This window comes from Mesorhizobium sp. B2-3-12 (genome assembly GCF_006442205.1).
In the GTDB taxonomy this organism is placed as follows: Bacteria; Pseudomonadota; Alphaproteobacteria; order Rhizobiales; family Rhizobiaceae; genus Mesorhizobium.
This window is the reverse complement of record NZ_VFVR01000002.1, coordinates 880,297-894,857: the sequence shown is the minus strand read 5'-3', so window position 1 is coordinate 894,857 and position 14,561 is coordinate 880,297. Positions and strand designations below refer to the sequence as shown.

The window sequence follows — 14,561 nt, the reverse complement described above, 5'->3', positions numbered from 1 at the left end:
CAAACGCGGACCGCGGGGGAATTTGACCATGAACAAGATCGTTATCGTCGGCGCCGGCAAGATCGGCTCGACCATCGCCGAAATGCTCGCTGAAACGGGTGATTACCATGTCACCCTGGTCGACCGCTCGGCCGCACAGCTCACTGCTTCCGAAGTGCCCGGCGGCGTAGATACGCTCGAACTCGACATCGCCGCGCCCGGTGCGCTTGAAGCCGCGCTCGCCGGCAGGTTCGCGGTGCTGAGCGCCGCCCCCTTCCATCTCACCACGCGCATCGCCGAGGCGGCGGCCAGCGCCGGCGTGCATTATCTCGACCTCACCGAGGATGTCGTCTCGACTAGGCGCGTCAAGGAGCTGGCCCGGTCCGCCAAGAGCACCTTCATCCCGCAATGCGGGCTGGCGCCCGGCTTCATCTCCATCGTTGCCAATGACCTCGCCAGCCGCTTCGACTCGCTGGAGAGCGTGCGCATGCGCGTCGGCGCGCTGCCGCAATACCCGTCCAACGCGCTGAACTACAATCTGACCTGGAGCACGGACGGCGTCATCAACGAATATTGCGAGCCTTGCGAGGCGATCGTCGAAGGCGAACTGGTCGAAGTGCCGCCGCTAGAGGAGCGCGAGGAGTTCTCGCTCGACGGCGTCACCTACGAGGCGTTCAACACCTCCGGCGGTCTGGGCACACTGGCCGAGACGCTGAAGGGCAAGGTGCGCACGCTGAACTACCGCACCATCCGCTATCCCGGCCATGCCGCGATCATGAAGGCGCTGCTCAACGATCTCGGCCTGCGCCACCGCCGCGATGTGCTCAAGGACATTTTCGAGAGTGCCTTGCCGGCAACGCTGCAGGACGTGGTCATCGTCTTCGTCACCGTTTCCGGCCGCAGACAAGGCCGCCTGCTGCAGGAAACCTACGCCAACAAGATCTACTCCCGCCGCGTCGGCCAGACGGTGCGCAGCGCCATCCAGATCACCACGGCGTCCGGCATCTGCGCCGTGCTCGACATGCTGGCCGATGGCTCGCTGCCGGGGACCGGCTTCGTCAAGCAGGAAGAGATCGCGCTCGACGCCTTCCTCGCCAACCGCTTCGGCCGCGCCTATGCCCAGCATGATATGGTGAGCCGGCTGGCCGGGTGACGAGCCGCGCATCTTCTTCTCCCCGTTGATTGGTTCGCGCCTTTCCTCTCCCCCGTCGATCGGGGGAGAGGTGTCGAGCGCAGCTCGACGGAGTGGGGGTCGACGGCTCGACCTATCCGGATGGTTGCCCGATTTTCGACGGCAACAGGTTTGACCAGCGCTTTCCCCCACTCCGTCGCTGCTTCGCAGCGCCACCTCTCCCCCCTCCGGAGGGAGAGGAAAGGAGCCTAGGGGTAACACCTCAAATATGCAGCGCGTGCCCGAGCGCCTTCAGCGCCGCTTCCTGGAACCCTTCACCCAGCGTCGGGTGGGCATGGATGGTTCCGGCGATGTCCTCCAGCCGCGCTCCCATTTCCAGCGCCAGCCCGAAAGCCGCCGACAGTTCCGACACGCCCTGGCCGACCGCCTGGATGCCGAGCACCAGGTGATTGTCGGCGCGTGCGACGACGCGGACGAAGCCGTCTTCGCCGAGCCTGGTCATGGCGCGGCCATTGGCGGCGAAGGGAAAGAGGCCGATCTTGATCTCGCCACCAAGCGCCTTGGCCTCTTCTGGCGACAGGCCGGCCGTCACCAGCTCGGGATCGGTGAAGCAGACGGCGGGGATCGAGCGCTTGTCCCAGCCGCGCTTGTGGCCGGCGACGATCTCGGCGACCATTTCGCCTTGCGCCATTGCCCGATGCGCCAGCATCGGTTCGCCGGTGACGTCGCCGATGGCGAAGACGCCACGCATCGAGGTCCGGCACTGGTCGTCGATCCTGATGAATTTTCCGACCCTGTCGAGGTCGATCTGCTCGAGCCCCCAGCCCTCGGTCACCGGCCTGCGGCCGACCGTGACCAGGATCTTGTCCGCGGCGACCTTGCCGCTCTTGCCGTCGGACGTCTCGACCAGCAGCGCATCGCCCTTCGTCGACAGGCCCTTGGCCTTGGCACCCGTCATCACTTCGATGCCGAGCGCGGCGAGCCGCTTGACCACGGGCCGGGTCAGCTCGGCATCATACTGCGCCAGCACGCGCGGCAAGGCTTCGACCACGGTGACCTCGGCGCCCATCTTGGCGAAGGCCATGCCGAGCTCCAGCCCGATATAGCCGCCACCGACGACCGCGAGTTTCTTGGGCACTTCGTTTAGCGCCAGCGCCTCGGTGGAGGAGATCACCGGGCCGCCGAACGGCAGGAACGGCAATTCCACTGGCGCCGAGCCCGTCGCGATGACGATCGTCTCGGCCCGGATCACCTGGCTTCCGGTCTCGGTTTCGACCTCGACGGTCTTGCCGTCGCGAAACGTCGCCCAGCCCTGCACGGTCTTCACCCCGGCCTTCTTCAGCAGGCCGGCGACGCCGCTGTTGAGCCGGCTGACGATGCCGTCCTTCCAGGCGACGGTCCTGGCAAGGTCGAGCACCGGTGCGGTTACCGAAATGCCGAGCGGGCTCTTGCCGCCGGCCATGTGCGAGACCTTCTCGAATTCCTCCGCCGCATGGATCAGCGCCTTTGAGGGGATGCAGCCGACATTGAGGCAAGTGCCGCCAGGCTTGCCGGCCTCGACGATGACCGTATCGACACCGAGCTGCCCGGCGCGGATGGCGCAGACGTAGCCGCTCGGACCGGCGCCAATGACAAGCAGCTTGCAGGAGATTTCTTTCATGGTGTCGGCCCCCTTGTAGTGAGAGCTGCCGACGCCCTCCTATCCAACCTCGCGCTGCCCCTCATCCGCCTGCCGGCACCTTCTCCCCGTATAGGGACGGGGAGAAGGGTATCGTCGCGATGTTGGCATCCTCTTCCGCAACGCTGTCGATTGGCGAAACCATGGATAACAGCGTCTTTCTCCCCGTCCCTATACGGGGAGAAATGCCCGGCAGGGCAATGAGGGGCAGCGCGGCGCTTCAGGTCTACTTTCCAGAACGACCTGGCTGCGATGGTACGATGAGCGAGCATTCCATCACCCCTCCACGAAAATCAGCGCCGGCGTTTCCAGCAGCGCCTTGATCCGCTGGATGAACACCGCCGCGTCCCAGCCGTCGATCACCCGGTGGTCGAAGCTCGACGACAGGTTCATCATCTTGCGCGGGATGAACTGCGTGTCGTCCCACACCGGCCGCACCATCATCTTGTTGACGCCGATGATCGCCACCTCCGGGTGATTGATGACCGGCGTCGTCGCCACGCCGCCCATGGCGCCGAGCGAGGTGATGGTGATGGTCGAGCCGGACAGGTCGTCGCGTGTCGCCGTGCCGGACTTGGCCGCCTCGGCCAGCCTGGCCACCTCGGCGGCGCAATCCCAAATGTCGCGCGCCTCGGCATGCTTGACGACAGGCACCACCAGCCCCGACGGCGTCTGCGCGGCGATGCCGATATGGATGCCGCCATGCTGGTGGATGATGCCGGCCTCGTCGTCGAACAGCGAATTGAGTTGAGGCTGGTCCGCGATCGCCTTGACCATCGCCCGCATCAGGAACGGCAGCAGCGTCAGCTTGGTCCTCTCCGCGCCTCCCCTGGCCGGGCGCTTCTCCTTGTTGAGCGCGGCGCGCAAGTCCTCCAGCGCGGTGACGTCGATCTCCTCGACATAGGTGATGTGCGGGATGCGCGACTTGGACAGCGTCATCTTCTCGGCGATCTTGCGCCTTAGGCCGACCAGTTTGATGTCCTCGACCGCATCGTTGCGGGCGAGGCCGGATGTCTTGGCCGGTTGCGGTCCGCGCGCCAGGAACGCCTCGATATCTTCGTGGCCGATGCGGCCGGCCGGGCCGCTGCCCGCGACTTGCCTGAGATCGATTCCGGCCTCTTTCGCCCGCAAGCGGACGGCTGGCGACGCCAGCGGCTTTTCGCCTTCCGGGCGCGGCACGCCGGAGGCCGAGGACCGTGCAACGGTTTTCGCGGCAGGCGGTGCGGGTTTTGCCGGCGCCTCGGCGGGCTTTGTCGCCCTGGGCGACTGTGGGGTTTCTGGCTGGGGGCTCGGCGGCTCGGCGGGCGCTTCGGCCTCGGCGGTTGGTTCCGCGTCTTTGCCGGCGGCTTTCACATTGCCTTCGCCCGCCACCTTCAGCCGCACGATCGGCGAACCGATCGCCACCGTGTCGCCGATTTCGGCGCCCAGCCACAGGATTTCGCCATCGACAGGCGACGGAATTTCGACCGTCGCCTTGTCGGTCATGACGGCGGCAAGCACCGTGTCCTCGCGCACGATGTCGCCGATCTTCACATGCCATTCGACAAGCTCGGCCTCGGCGACGCCTTCGCCAACATCGGGCAGCTTGATGATGTGTTCGCCCATCTCAGGCTCCCCCAATTCTTACGCTTGCAATGTTTCTACGAGAGCGCGGCCGACGCGGGCCGGTCCCGGAAAATACTCCCACTCCTGCGCATGCGGATAGGGCGTGTCCCAGCCGGCGACGCGGGCCACCGGCGCCTCCAGATGGTAGAAGCAGTTTTCCTGCACCAGCGCCGAGAGTTCGGCGCCGAAACCGGAGGTCAGCGTCGCCTCGTGCACGACGACGCAGCGCCCGGTCTTCTTGACCGAGGCAACGATCGTGTCGAGATCGAGCGGCAGCAGCGTCCGCAGATCGATGATCTCGGCATCGATGCGGGTCTCCTCGGCCGCGGCCTGGGCGACATAGACCATGGTGCCGTAGGCGAGCACGGTGACATCAGAGCCCGCCCTGCGGATCGCCGCCTTGCCGAGCGGCACGGTGTAATGGCCGTCGGCGACTTCGCCGAGCTCATGCTTCGACCACGGCGTCACCGGCCGGTCATGATGGCCGTCGAACGGGCCATTGTAGAGCCGCTTCGGCTCCAGGAAGATCACCGGGTCGGGATCCTCGATCGCCGCGATCAGCAGCCCCTTGGCGTCATGGGGATTGGACGGAACCACCGTCTTCAGGCCCGACACATGGGTGAACAAGGCTTCCGGGCTCTGGCTATGCGTCTGGCCGCCGAAAATGCCGCCGCCGGTCGGCATGCGCACCACGATCGGGCAGGTGAAGTCGCCATTGGAGCGATAACGCAGCCTTGCGGCTTCCTGCGTCAGTTGGTCGTAGGCCGGATACATGTAGTCGGCAAACTGAATCTCCACGCACGGCTTTAGCCCATAGGCAGCCATGCCGATGGCCGACCCGACAATGCCGGATTCGTTGATCGGCGCGTCGAAGCAGCGGCTCTTGCCGTACTTGGCCTGCAGCCCGTGCGTGACGCGAAAGACGCCGCCGAAGAAGCCGACATCCTCGCCGAAAACGACGACTTTGCTGTCGCGCTCCATCGACACGTCCATGGCGTCGCGAATGGCCTCGATCATGGTCCGTCTTGGCATGGCTCAGACTCCCGCCTGCTGGCGCTGGCGCCTGAGATGCGGCGGCATTTCGGCAAACACACCTTCGAACATCTCGCGCGTCGACGGCTTGCCGCCGGCATGCAGCGTGCCGTGGCTTTCCGCCTCCTTCTGCGCCGCGATCACCGTATCGAGGATTTCGGCCTCGGCCTGCGCGTGCCGTTCGTCGGACCAGACGCCGAGCTTGATGAGATGGTTCTTCAGCCGCATGACCGGGTCGCCCAGCGGCCAGGCGTCGGACTCGGTCTTCGGCCGGTAGGCGGAGGGGTCGTCCGAACTGGAATGAGCGCCGGCGCGGTAGGTGACATATTCGACCAGCGTCGGCCCGAGATTGTTGCGCGCCCGCTCGGCCGCCCACTTGGCCACAGCATGGACGGCCAGATAGTCATTGCCGTCGACGCGCAGCGACGGGATGCCGAAGCCGAGCCCCCGCGCCGCGAAAGTGCCCGAGCCCCCGCGCGCGATGCCCTGGAAAGTCGAGATCGCCCACTGGTTGTTGACGACGTTGAGCACCACGGGCGCCTTGTAGGTGGAGGCGAACACCAGTGCCGAGTGGAAATCGGACTCCGCGGTCGAGCCGTCGCCGATCCAGGCCGCGGCGATCCTCGAATCGTTCGAGATGGCCGATGCCATCGCCCAGCCGACCGCCTGGATGTACTGCGTCGCCAGATTGCCGGAGATCGAGAAGAAGCCATGCTCCTTCGACGAATACATGATCGGCAGCTGCCGGCCCTTCAGTGGGTCGGTCTCGTTGGAATAGATTTGGTTCATCATCGTGACCATCGGATAGCCGTCGGCGATGAGCAGGCCGGCCTGCCGATAGGTCGGGAAATTCATGTCGCCCGGCTTGAGCGCCTTGCGGAAGGCGCAGCTCACCGCTTCCTCACCCAGATGCTGCATGTAGAAGGACGTCTTGCCTTGCCGCTGCGCCATCTGCATGCGCGCATCGAAGGTCCGCAGCGTCATCATGTTGCGCAGGCCCTCCAGCAATTCCTCGCTGGACAGCAGCCCGGCCCACGGCCCGACGGCTTCGCCGTTGCGGTTCAGCACGCGGATGATCGAAAACGCCATGTCGCGGATCGTGCGCGGATCGACATCAATGTCGGGGCGCGGCACCGAGCCGGCCTCGGCGATGGTCACGTTGGAAAAGTCAGGCGTGCCGCCCGGCCGCACTTCCGGCTCCGGAACGTGAAACCGCAACATCCCAGCATCGGCCATGACCTCAGATCCTCCAATGTTGCCCGGATGCGGATATTCGCACATCCGCGCGTCCAGGCCACTGCGAATTCGCGGGGCAAGCCCTTCAGCCATCGGTTCCGGCCACGCCGGCCGATCCGGCCTCCCGCGCCCAAGATGAAGATATCTCCGCGAAATTTCTTGTCGATGTTGAGCGGCGGCACGCAATTTGGCGAATGGTTGCGCCGTGTTTGTCGCCAGATAAGGCGATTGATTGGAACTACTTGGGGTTCGCCAACCCTGGCGCCCTTCCTCTCCCCCGTCGATCGGGGGGTCGACCTAGCTCGAGCGTTGTTGTTTCTGGCCGGGACGACGCCTCGCCCTGATTGAGGTTCTGTGATGACTGCCAGCGGCAGCGCGGTTGGGGATGGCTTCCCCCACTCCGTCCCGGCTTCGCCGGGCCACCTCTCCCCCCTCCGGAGAGAGAGGAAGGGAGCCAGGACTGGCGAGCTTGCGCCTTTCCTTTGCCCTCCAAGGGAGAGGAACCCAAGCTGGAAGCCTTCCCCGCGTCATGCTAACCACCCTCCATGGCACAGAAGAAAGCTTTCGAGGTCGACGGTTGGCTGGCGCGGCCCGATCCGCGCATCTCGATCGTCCTGCTCTACGGCCCCGACCGCGGCCTGGTCTCGGAGCGGGCGAAGGCCTTTGCCGGCAAGACCGGGCTGCCGCTCGACGATCCCTTCTCCGTCGTTCGGCTCGAGGGCTCCGAGGTCGACCGCGACGAGGGCCGGCTGCTCGACGAAGCCCGCACCGTGCCGATGTTTTCCGACCTTCGGCTGCTCTGGGTGCGCAACGCCACCGGCCAGAAGGCACTGGCCGACGACGTCAAGGCGCTGACGGCGGAGCCGGCGCGGGATGCCATCATTCTCATTGAAGCCGGCGATTTGAAGAAAGGCGTCGGGCTGCGCGCCGTGGTCGAGGGCGCCGACACCGCCATGGCGCTTCCTTGCTATGCCGACGAAGCCCGCGACATCGATACCGTCATCGACGACGAGCTGCGCAAGGCCGGCATGTCGATGACGCTGGCGGCGAGGCAGGCGCTGCGCCGCAATCTCGGCGGCGACCGGCTGGCCTCGCGCGGCGAGATCGAAAAACTTATCCTCTACACCCACGGCCAGAAGGAAATCGGGCTGGACGAGGTGCGGGCCATGTCCGGGGACGTGTCCGGCGCCTCCTTCGACGACGCCGTCGACGCGCTGCTGGAAGGCAAGGTCGGCGACTTCGACACCGCCTTCACCCGCCATTGCCAGGGTGGCGGCCCGCCCTTCCTGGTGCTGTCCTCGGCGATGCGGCAGCTGCAGCAGATCCAGGTCATGCGCGGCCAGATGGACTCAGGCGGCCGTAACGCGGCTTCCGTCGTTGCCGCGGCGCGGCCGCCGGTCTTTTTCTCCAGGCGCAAGCTGGTGGAGAAGACGCTGGAGCGCTGGAACAGCGAAGCACTCGGCCGCGCGCTGACCCGCCTGCAGACCGCGGTGTTGCAGACGCGGCGCCGGCCGGACCTGTCGGTCGCGCTGGCACGGCAAGCGCTGCTTGGGATCGCCGTGGAAAGCGCGCGGCTGGGGCAAAGGTAGGAAAGCGATCTTCCCTTTTCGGCGCCGAGCGCTGCCTCCATTGGTCAATTCATGATCATGGCGCTCAATTCACTCAGCCTCTTCTCCCCGTGACTATACGGGAGAAGATCCCGGCAGGGGGATGAGGGGCGGCGCCAACGCTCAGATCAACAGCAATATTCGCCGGCTAATTACCGTTCCTGCTTCAATCTCCGGCACAGCTCATCGAGCTGCTCCAGCGAGCGATAGGAAACGCGAATCTCGCCGCCCTTGCCCCTGTGATCGATGGCCACGATCATGCCGAGCGTATCGGTCATCAGCTTTTCCAGCGCCAGCGTGTCGGTATCCTTTTCCGGCACGGCCTGTGCCTGCTTCGGCTTGGCCGGCGTCGGACCGGCCGGCATTTGCGCCAGCGCTTCGGCCTGGCGCACGGAAAGGCCTTCCTCGACGATGCGCTTGGCAAGGCCGGCCGGGTCCTCCGCGGTCACCAGCGTGCGGGCGTGGCCCGCCGACAGCGCGCCGTCGACCAGCATGTCGCGGATCACGTCGGGCAGTTTCAGCAGCCGCAACGTGTTGGCGACATGGCTGCGGCTCTTGCCGATCACCTGGCCGAGATCGGCCTGGGTGTAGCCATGGTCGTCGATGAGCTGCTGGTAGCCCTGCGCCTCCTCGACCGGATTGAGGTCGGCGCGCTGGACGTTCTCGATGATCGCCAGTTCCAGCGCCGTGCGGTCGTTGACATCACGGATGATGACCGGGATCTCGGTCAGCCCCGCGCGCTGCGCCGCGCGCCAGCGCCGCTCGCCGGCGATGATCTCGTAGCGGCCCGCCTGGGTGGGCGACGGCCGCGCCACCACCGGCTGCACCACGCCATGCTCGCGGATCGACTGGGCGAGGTCGGTGAGTTCGGCATCGCCGAAATGCCGGCGCGGATTTTTCGGATTGGCGCTGATGAACTCGATCGGCACCTTACCGTCGGCGCTCATGCCGGGCTTTTCCGGTGCGGCCGGGCGATCGATCTCGCCGATCAAGGCTGCCAGCCCGCGACCCAGTCTTTTCCTCGAGAGATCTTCGTTCATCTTTATTCCATGTCTATTTCAGATCGTTTCGGTATCGAATCGGCTGTTAAGCCCTGTGTGGCCTATCAAGCGGCGCGCAATTTACGCTCGCGGCGGATCACTTCGGAGGCCAGTTGCAGATAGGCCTGGCTGCCCGAGCATTTCAGGTCGTAGAGGATCGCCGGCTTGCCATAGGACGGTGCTTCCGACACGCGCACATTGCGCGGGATGATGGTTTCGTAGACCTTGTCGCCCATATGCTCGCGCACGTCCTGCACCACCTGGTTGGCGAGGTTGTTGCGGCCGTCATACATGGTCAGCACGATGCCCTGGATGGTGAGATCGGGATTGATCGAGCGGCGCACCTGCTCGACGGTTTCGAGCAACTGGCTGAGACCTTCCAGCGCGAAGAACTCGCATTGCAGCGGCACGAGAACGGAATCAGCCGCCGCCATTGAATTCAAGGTCAAAAGATTGAGCGAGGGCGGGCAATCGATCAGCACGTAGCCAAAAGGCGCCCCGCGCTCGGTCGCGGCACGCAGCGCATTGCGCAGCTTGAGCACCCGGTCGGGCGCCGAGGCGATCTCCATCTCGATGCCGAGCAGGTCGAGTGTCGAGGGCACGATCGACAGGCCGGGCACCGCGGTCGGAATGGCCGCGGCTTCCAGCTCGAGTTCGCCCGTCAGTACATCATAGGACGAGACCGTCCGGTCCTTGCGATCGATGCCGAGGCCGGTGCTGGCATTGCCTTGCGGATCGAGGTCGACGATCAGCACTTTCTCACCGATCGCCGCCAGCGCGGTGGCCAGGTTGATGGCGGTGGTCGTCTTGCCGACACCGCCCTTCTGGTTGGCTACGGTGATGATTCGAGGGCCGTTCTTCATCATGGGCTTATGCCAGAAATTCATCTTTGGGTCGCCGAATAATCAGGCCGGTCGGTTCAGACAGGCCGCACATTGGACAATTCGAGGATGACGCCGCTGGCGTCGGTCACGCTTGGATGTTCTACCAGATCGAAGGTCCACCGGTTAACGCTTTCTTGCACTTCGGCGCGGTAATCCCGGCCTTTGTGGAACAATCCGCGCCCGCCCGAAATCAGCCATGGCGCGGACAGGTCGAGTAGCACCGAAAGCGAGGCCAGCGCCCGCGCCGTGACGATTTGCGGCGTCGAAACAAGCGCATGGCTGTCCTCGATGCGGCGCGCCACGGCCCGCGCCGGCAGGCCGAACTGACCGATGACGGTCTGCAGGAACGAAGCCTTCTTGCGGTTGCTTTCGACCAGATCGATGCTGGCGCCCGGGCGTTCGGCGAGCAGAAAGGCCATGACAAGGCCAGGAAATCCGCCGCCTGAGCCGATGTCGACCCAGCGCGTGGCACTGGGCTTTATTCGCGCGAGCTGGGCGCTGTCCAGTATATGACGCTGCCAGACATCGCTCGAAGTGGACTGCGCCACGAGATTGATGCTGCGGTTCCATTTCTGGAACATTTCCTCGAACGCCATCAGGCGCTCGAATGTTTCACGTGAAACCGGACCGGCCACGTCCTGCAGGCTCTCCAGGGAAAGAGAGCTCACGCAACGTTCCTCCGCGCGCTCTCATGGTGGCGGACGTGCGCGACGATGATCGCCAGCGCTGCCGGCGTCATGCCTTCCATGCGCTGTGCATCCGCGATGGAGCGCGGCCGCCGCGCTTGCATCTTCTGCTTCAGCTCATTGGACAGTCCGGGCACGCCGGCGAAATCGACCGTCTCGGGGATCAGCCGCGCCTCTTCATGCCGGATTTGCGCGACATCCGTGCTCTGGCGATCGAGATAGACTGAATATTTCGCTTCCGTTTCGAGCCGCTCAGCGGTTTTGGCGTCAATGTCGCGGAATCTCGGCTCGACCCCGGCCAGCCAGGCCACGTCGACACCGGGATAGGCCAGCAGTTCGAAGCCGGACCGGCGCACGCCGTCGCGGTTGATCTCCAGACCGTGCCTTGCCGCCTCATTCGGCGTCATGGTCAGCGAAAGCGCCAGCTGGCGCGCTTCGTCGAGCCGCCGCATGACATCGGCGTAACGCTGCATCCGGGCTGCCGACGCGATGCCAAGCTTGTCGGCCAGCGGGGTCAGCCGCTCATCGGCGTTGTCGGCGCGCAGCGACAGCCGGAACTCGGCGCGCGAAGTGAACATCCGGTAAGGCTCGCTGATGCCGCGGCTGGTCAAATCGTCGACCATCACGCCAATATAGGCGTGGGTCCGGCTGAGCACGATTTGCTCGCCGCCTCCGGCACGTCGCGCCGCATTGAGGCCGGCGAGCAGACCCTGACCGGCAGCCTCTTCATAGCCCGTCGTGCCGTTGATCTGCCCGGCGAGATAAAGTCCGGCGACGCGCCTGGTTTCCAATGTCTGATGCAGTTCGCGCGGATCGACGTGATCATATTCGATGGCATAGCCGGGCTGCAGCATGACCGCACGCTCCAGCCCGGGAATGGTCTTCAGGATGTCGAGCTGAACGTCTTCCGGCAGCGAGGTCGAAATCCCGTTTGGGTAGACGGTGTGATCGTCAAGCCCTTCCGGTTCGAGAAAGATCTGGTGCCCGTCGCGATCGCCGAACTTGACGATCTTGTCCTCGATCGACGGGCAATAGCGCGGCCCGACGCCTTCGATCGAGCCGGAATACATGGCCGAGCGGCCAAGATTGGCGCGGATCAGTTCGTGCGTCGCCGTGGTCGTGCGCGTGATGCCGCAATCGATCTGCGGCGTTGTGATACGGTCGGTCATCAGCGAGAACGGCACGGGATCCTCGTCCGCCGCCTGACTGTCGAGCGATGCCCAGTCGATGGTTCGCCCATCGAGCCGCGGCGGCGTGCCGGTCTTGAGCCGCCCGAGCTTGAAGCCGGCGTGGTCCATCGTCGCCGACAATCCCATGCTCGCCTTCTCGTTCATGCGGCCGGCGACAACCTTCTTGTCGCCGATGTGGATGAGACCGCGCAGGAAGGTTCCCGTCGTCAGCACCACGGCGCCGCAGGCCAGCCGCCGGCCCTCGGCCAGCAGAACCGCGGCGATCTTCCCATCGGATATTTCGAAATCGAGCACTTCGCCCTCGACGACGTCGAGATCGTTCTGCTGCCGAATCGCTTCCTGCATGGCAAGGCGATAGAGCTTCCTGTCGGCCTGCGTGCGCGGTCCACGTACCGCCGGCCCCTTGCGGCGGTTGAGCAGACGGAACTGAATCCCGGCAGCGTCGGCCACACGGCCCATCAGCCCGTCCATGGCGTCGATCTCGCGTACCAGATGTCCCTTGCCGAGACCGCCGATCGCCGGGTTGCACGACATGACGCCGATCGTGTCGAAACGCAGCGTTACCAGCGCGGTGCTGGCGCCGGCGCGCGCGGCGGCACTGGCCGCCTCGCAACCAGCATGGCCACCGCCCACCACAACCACATCATAGTGATCGGTCATTTCCAAATGTCCTGGATTCGAAGGGTGAGGGACACATGTCCCCACGAGGCGAAGCTGTCAAGAAAACTTACGCGCGACGTTTCACGTGAAACAGGCAAATCGAGGCTCGGTGCGCGTTTCACGTGAACCACACCCCAGAATGTTTCACGTGAGTCCGTCGAAGCTCGCAGTCCAAACGGCCAAGTACGTTTCACGTGTGTCAGGTCAACGGTTGCCGAAAGCCTACACGGCTTCGTCATCCACGGGCGGAGCACGAGCGAAGCTCCGACGCGAAGACCCGAGGATCCATTCCGGGACGTTGGTGATGGGTGCAGCGGCAGAATCTGCATGGTGGCAACGCTCGAAAGTCGCGGCATGGATCCTATGGCCTGCGCTGGGTCGCTTCGCTCCGCCCTAGGATGACGAAGCCGTAGAGGTTCCGACACCTGCCAGCCCTTCTTCAACAAGTCATTGTTTCACGTGAATCATTTTCCGATACAGAACTGACCGAAAATCACATCGAGCATATCCTCGACGTCAATGGCGCCAACGATTCGGCCCAGCCGGTCAGCGGCCAACCGCAACTCCTCGGCGCGCAGTTCCTGCCCGGCGTCCTGGTCATCAGTCGCTAGAAGAAGATGGCGATTTGCGTCGCTGAGCAGTTCGACATGGCGTAGGCGGGACGGTAGAACATCGCCAACGTTTCCCGCCGCATCCGCCGCCCGCCTGCCAATCTCCGCTAGCAGAGCCTCCACGCCAGTCCCATCCAGAACTGAGATGACGAGATCATACCGATCGGGTGCATTACCCACTCGGTCGTGACTCACCAGGTCAAGCTTGGTGCCAACCCTCAACAGCGGTGCCTTGCCCGGGATCGTGCCTATTTCCGTAGGAGACAAGATGTCTTCCAGCAGCAACAGGAGATCGGCACGATCCGCCTTGCTGCGCGCTTTCTCGATGCCGATCGCCTCGACCTTTCCCGGCGCATCCCGCAACCCGGCCGTATCGGTCAGCCTGACACGCAGGCCTTCGAGGTCCAGCACCACCTCGAGCAGGTCGCGGGTGGTGCCGGGCTCATCCGTTACAATAGCGGCATCGCGCCGCGCCAACGCATTGAAAAGGCTGGATTTGCCTGCATTCGGCGCGCCAAGGATGACGACCTCGAAGCCGTCGCGGATGATTTCGGCGGCATGAAACCCAGCTATCTGGCGGTCAATCTCCGAGATCATCGACCGCACATCCGACCAGACCGTATCCGAAACGGAACCCGGCACGTCCTCCTCATCGGCGAAGTCGATCTCCGCCTCGATCATGGCCCGCGCATGGATCAGGCGACGCCGCCAACCGAGATAAAGCGCGCTCTGTGCGCCTTCGGCATTCTGCACGGCAAAGCGTCGCTGCGCTTCGGTCTCGGCGTTGACCAAGTCCGCCAGCGCTTCTGTCTCGACCAGGTCGACCTTGCCGTTGAGAAAGGCACGGCGCATGAATTCTCCGGGTTCGGCGTGCCTGACGCCTTCAAATCCGGCGATTGTCTCAAGCATCCTGGCCACCACGGCGCGGCCGCCATGGACGTGGAACTCGGCGACATCCTCGCCGGTAAAGCTGGCAGGACCGGGGAAGAAGACGACCAGCCCGGTGTCAACAAGCGTTCCATCCGCCGCCATGAACCTGCGCAGAACCGCGCTGCGCTCCTTGACCATGCCGCCGGCGATCGTTTCGATAACGAATCGAGTCCGTGGGCCGGATATGCGAAGCACCGCGACGCCGGCGGGGAGCCGGCCGCTCGACAGCGCCACGATCGAATCGCCTGAAATCATTTGCCCGCTCTACCGAACCGCCCTAGCTTCCGCTCA

General features: G+C 64.7%; 11 protein-coding genes. 2 read left to right on the top strand and 9 right to left on the bottom strand.

Annotation, left to right across the window (positions count from 1 at the left end; all coding sequences use genetic code 11):
* Positions 1-28 precede the first annotated feature (28 nt).
* Positions 29-1,132, top strand: coding sequence for a saccharopine dehydrogenase family protein (locus tag FJ948_RS09715; protein WP_140703659.1), 1,104 nt, complete (start codon positions 29-31; stop codon positions 1,130-1,132).
* A 241-nt stretch (positions 1,133-1,373) separates the two neighbouring features.
* On the opposite strand, the gene lpdA is transcribed toward FJ948_RS09715, so the two are convergent.
* The 4 genes from lpdA to FJ948_RS09685 form a co-directional block, all read right to left on the bottom strand.
* Positions 1,374-2,771, bottom strand: coding sequence for a dihydrolipoyl dehydrogenase (gene lpdA, locus FJ948_RS09705; protein ID WP_140703658.1), 1,398 nt, complete (start codon positions 2,769-2,771; stop codon positions 1,374-1,376).
* A 294-nt stretch (positions 2,772-3,065) separates the two neighbouring features.
* Positions 3,066-4,394 (bottom strand): dihydrolipoamide acetyltransferase family protein, encoded by a 1,329-nt coding sequence (locus FJ948_RS09695; protein WP_140703656.1) that lies wholly within the window; start codon positions 4,392-4,394, stop codon positions 3,066-3,068.
* Between the two features lie 18 nt (positions 4,395-4,412).
* Positions 4,413-5,426 (bottom strand): alpha-ketoacid dehydrogenase subunit beta, encoded by a 1,014-nt coding sequence (locus FJ948_RS09690; RefSeq protein ID WP_140703654.1) that lies wholly within the window; start codon positions 5,424-5,426, stop codon positions 4,413-4,415.
* Positions 5,427-5,429: 3 nt separating this feature from the next.
* Entirely contained in the window at positions 5,430-6,662 is a 1,233-nt protein-coding gene (locus tag FJ948_RS09685; protein WP_140703652.1) for a 3-methyl-2-oxobutanoate dehydrogenase (2-methylpropanoyl-transferring) subunit alpha, read from the bottom strand.
* 545 nt (positions 6,663-7,207) lie between these two features.
* Here FJ948_RS09685 and holA point away from each other — a divergent pair.
* Positions 7,208-8,251 carry a DNA polymerase III subunit delta gene (gene holA / locus FJ948_RS09680; RefSeq protein ID WP_140703650.1) on the top strand — a complete coding sequence of 348 codons (1,044 nt, stop codon included), beginning with the start codon at positions 7,208-7,210 and terminating at the stop codon, positions 8,249-8,251.
* 170 nt (positions 8,252-8,421) lie between these two features.
* On the opposite strand, the gene FJ948_RS09675 is transcribed toward holA, so the two are convergent.
* The 5 genes from FJ948_RS09675 to mnmE form a co-directional block, all read right to left on the bottom strand.
* Entirely contained in the window at positions 8,422-9,309 is an 888-nt protein-coding gene (locus tag FJ948_RS09675; RefSeq protein WP_140703648.1) for a ParB/RepB/Spo0J family partition protein, read from the bottom strand.
* Between the two features lie 65 nt (positions 9,310-9,374).
* Positions 9,375-10,175, bottom strand: coding sequence for a ParA family protein (locus FJ948_RS09670; RefSeq protein WP_031240355.1), 801 nt, complete (start codon positions 10,173-10,175; stop codon positions 9,375-9,377).
* Between the two features lie 53 nt (positions 10,176-10,228).
* Positions 10,229-10,861: a 16S rRNA (guanine(527)-N(7))-methyltransferase RsmG gene (rsmG, locus tag FJ948_RS09665; protein ID WP_140703646.1), complete on the bottom strand. Its 633-nt coding sequence runs from the start codon at positions 10,859-10,861 to the stop codon at positions 10,229-10,231.
* Positions 10,858-12,729, bottom strand: a complete 1,872-nt coding sequence (gene mnmG / locus FJ948_RS09660; RefSeq protein WP_140703644.1) for a tRNA uridine-5-carboxymethylaminomethyl(34) synthesis enzyme MnmG — start codon at positions 12,727-12,729, stop codon at positions 10,858-10,860. Before mnmG ends, rsmG begins: the two co-directional genes overlap by 4 nt.
* A gap of 464 nt (positions 12,730-13,193) precedes the next feature.
* Positions 13,194-14,525 (bottom strand): tRNA uridine-5-carboxymethylaminomethyl(34) synthesis GTPase MnmE, encoded by a 1,332-nt coding sequence (gene mnmE / locus FJ948_RS09655; protein ID WP_140703642.1) that lies wholly within the window; start codon positions 14,523-14,525, stop codon positions 13,194-13,196.
* Positions 14,526-14,561: the final 36 nt, after the last annotated feature.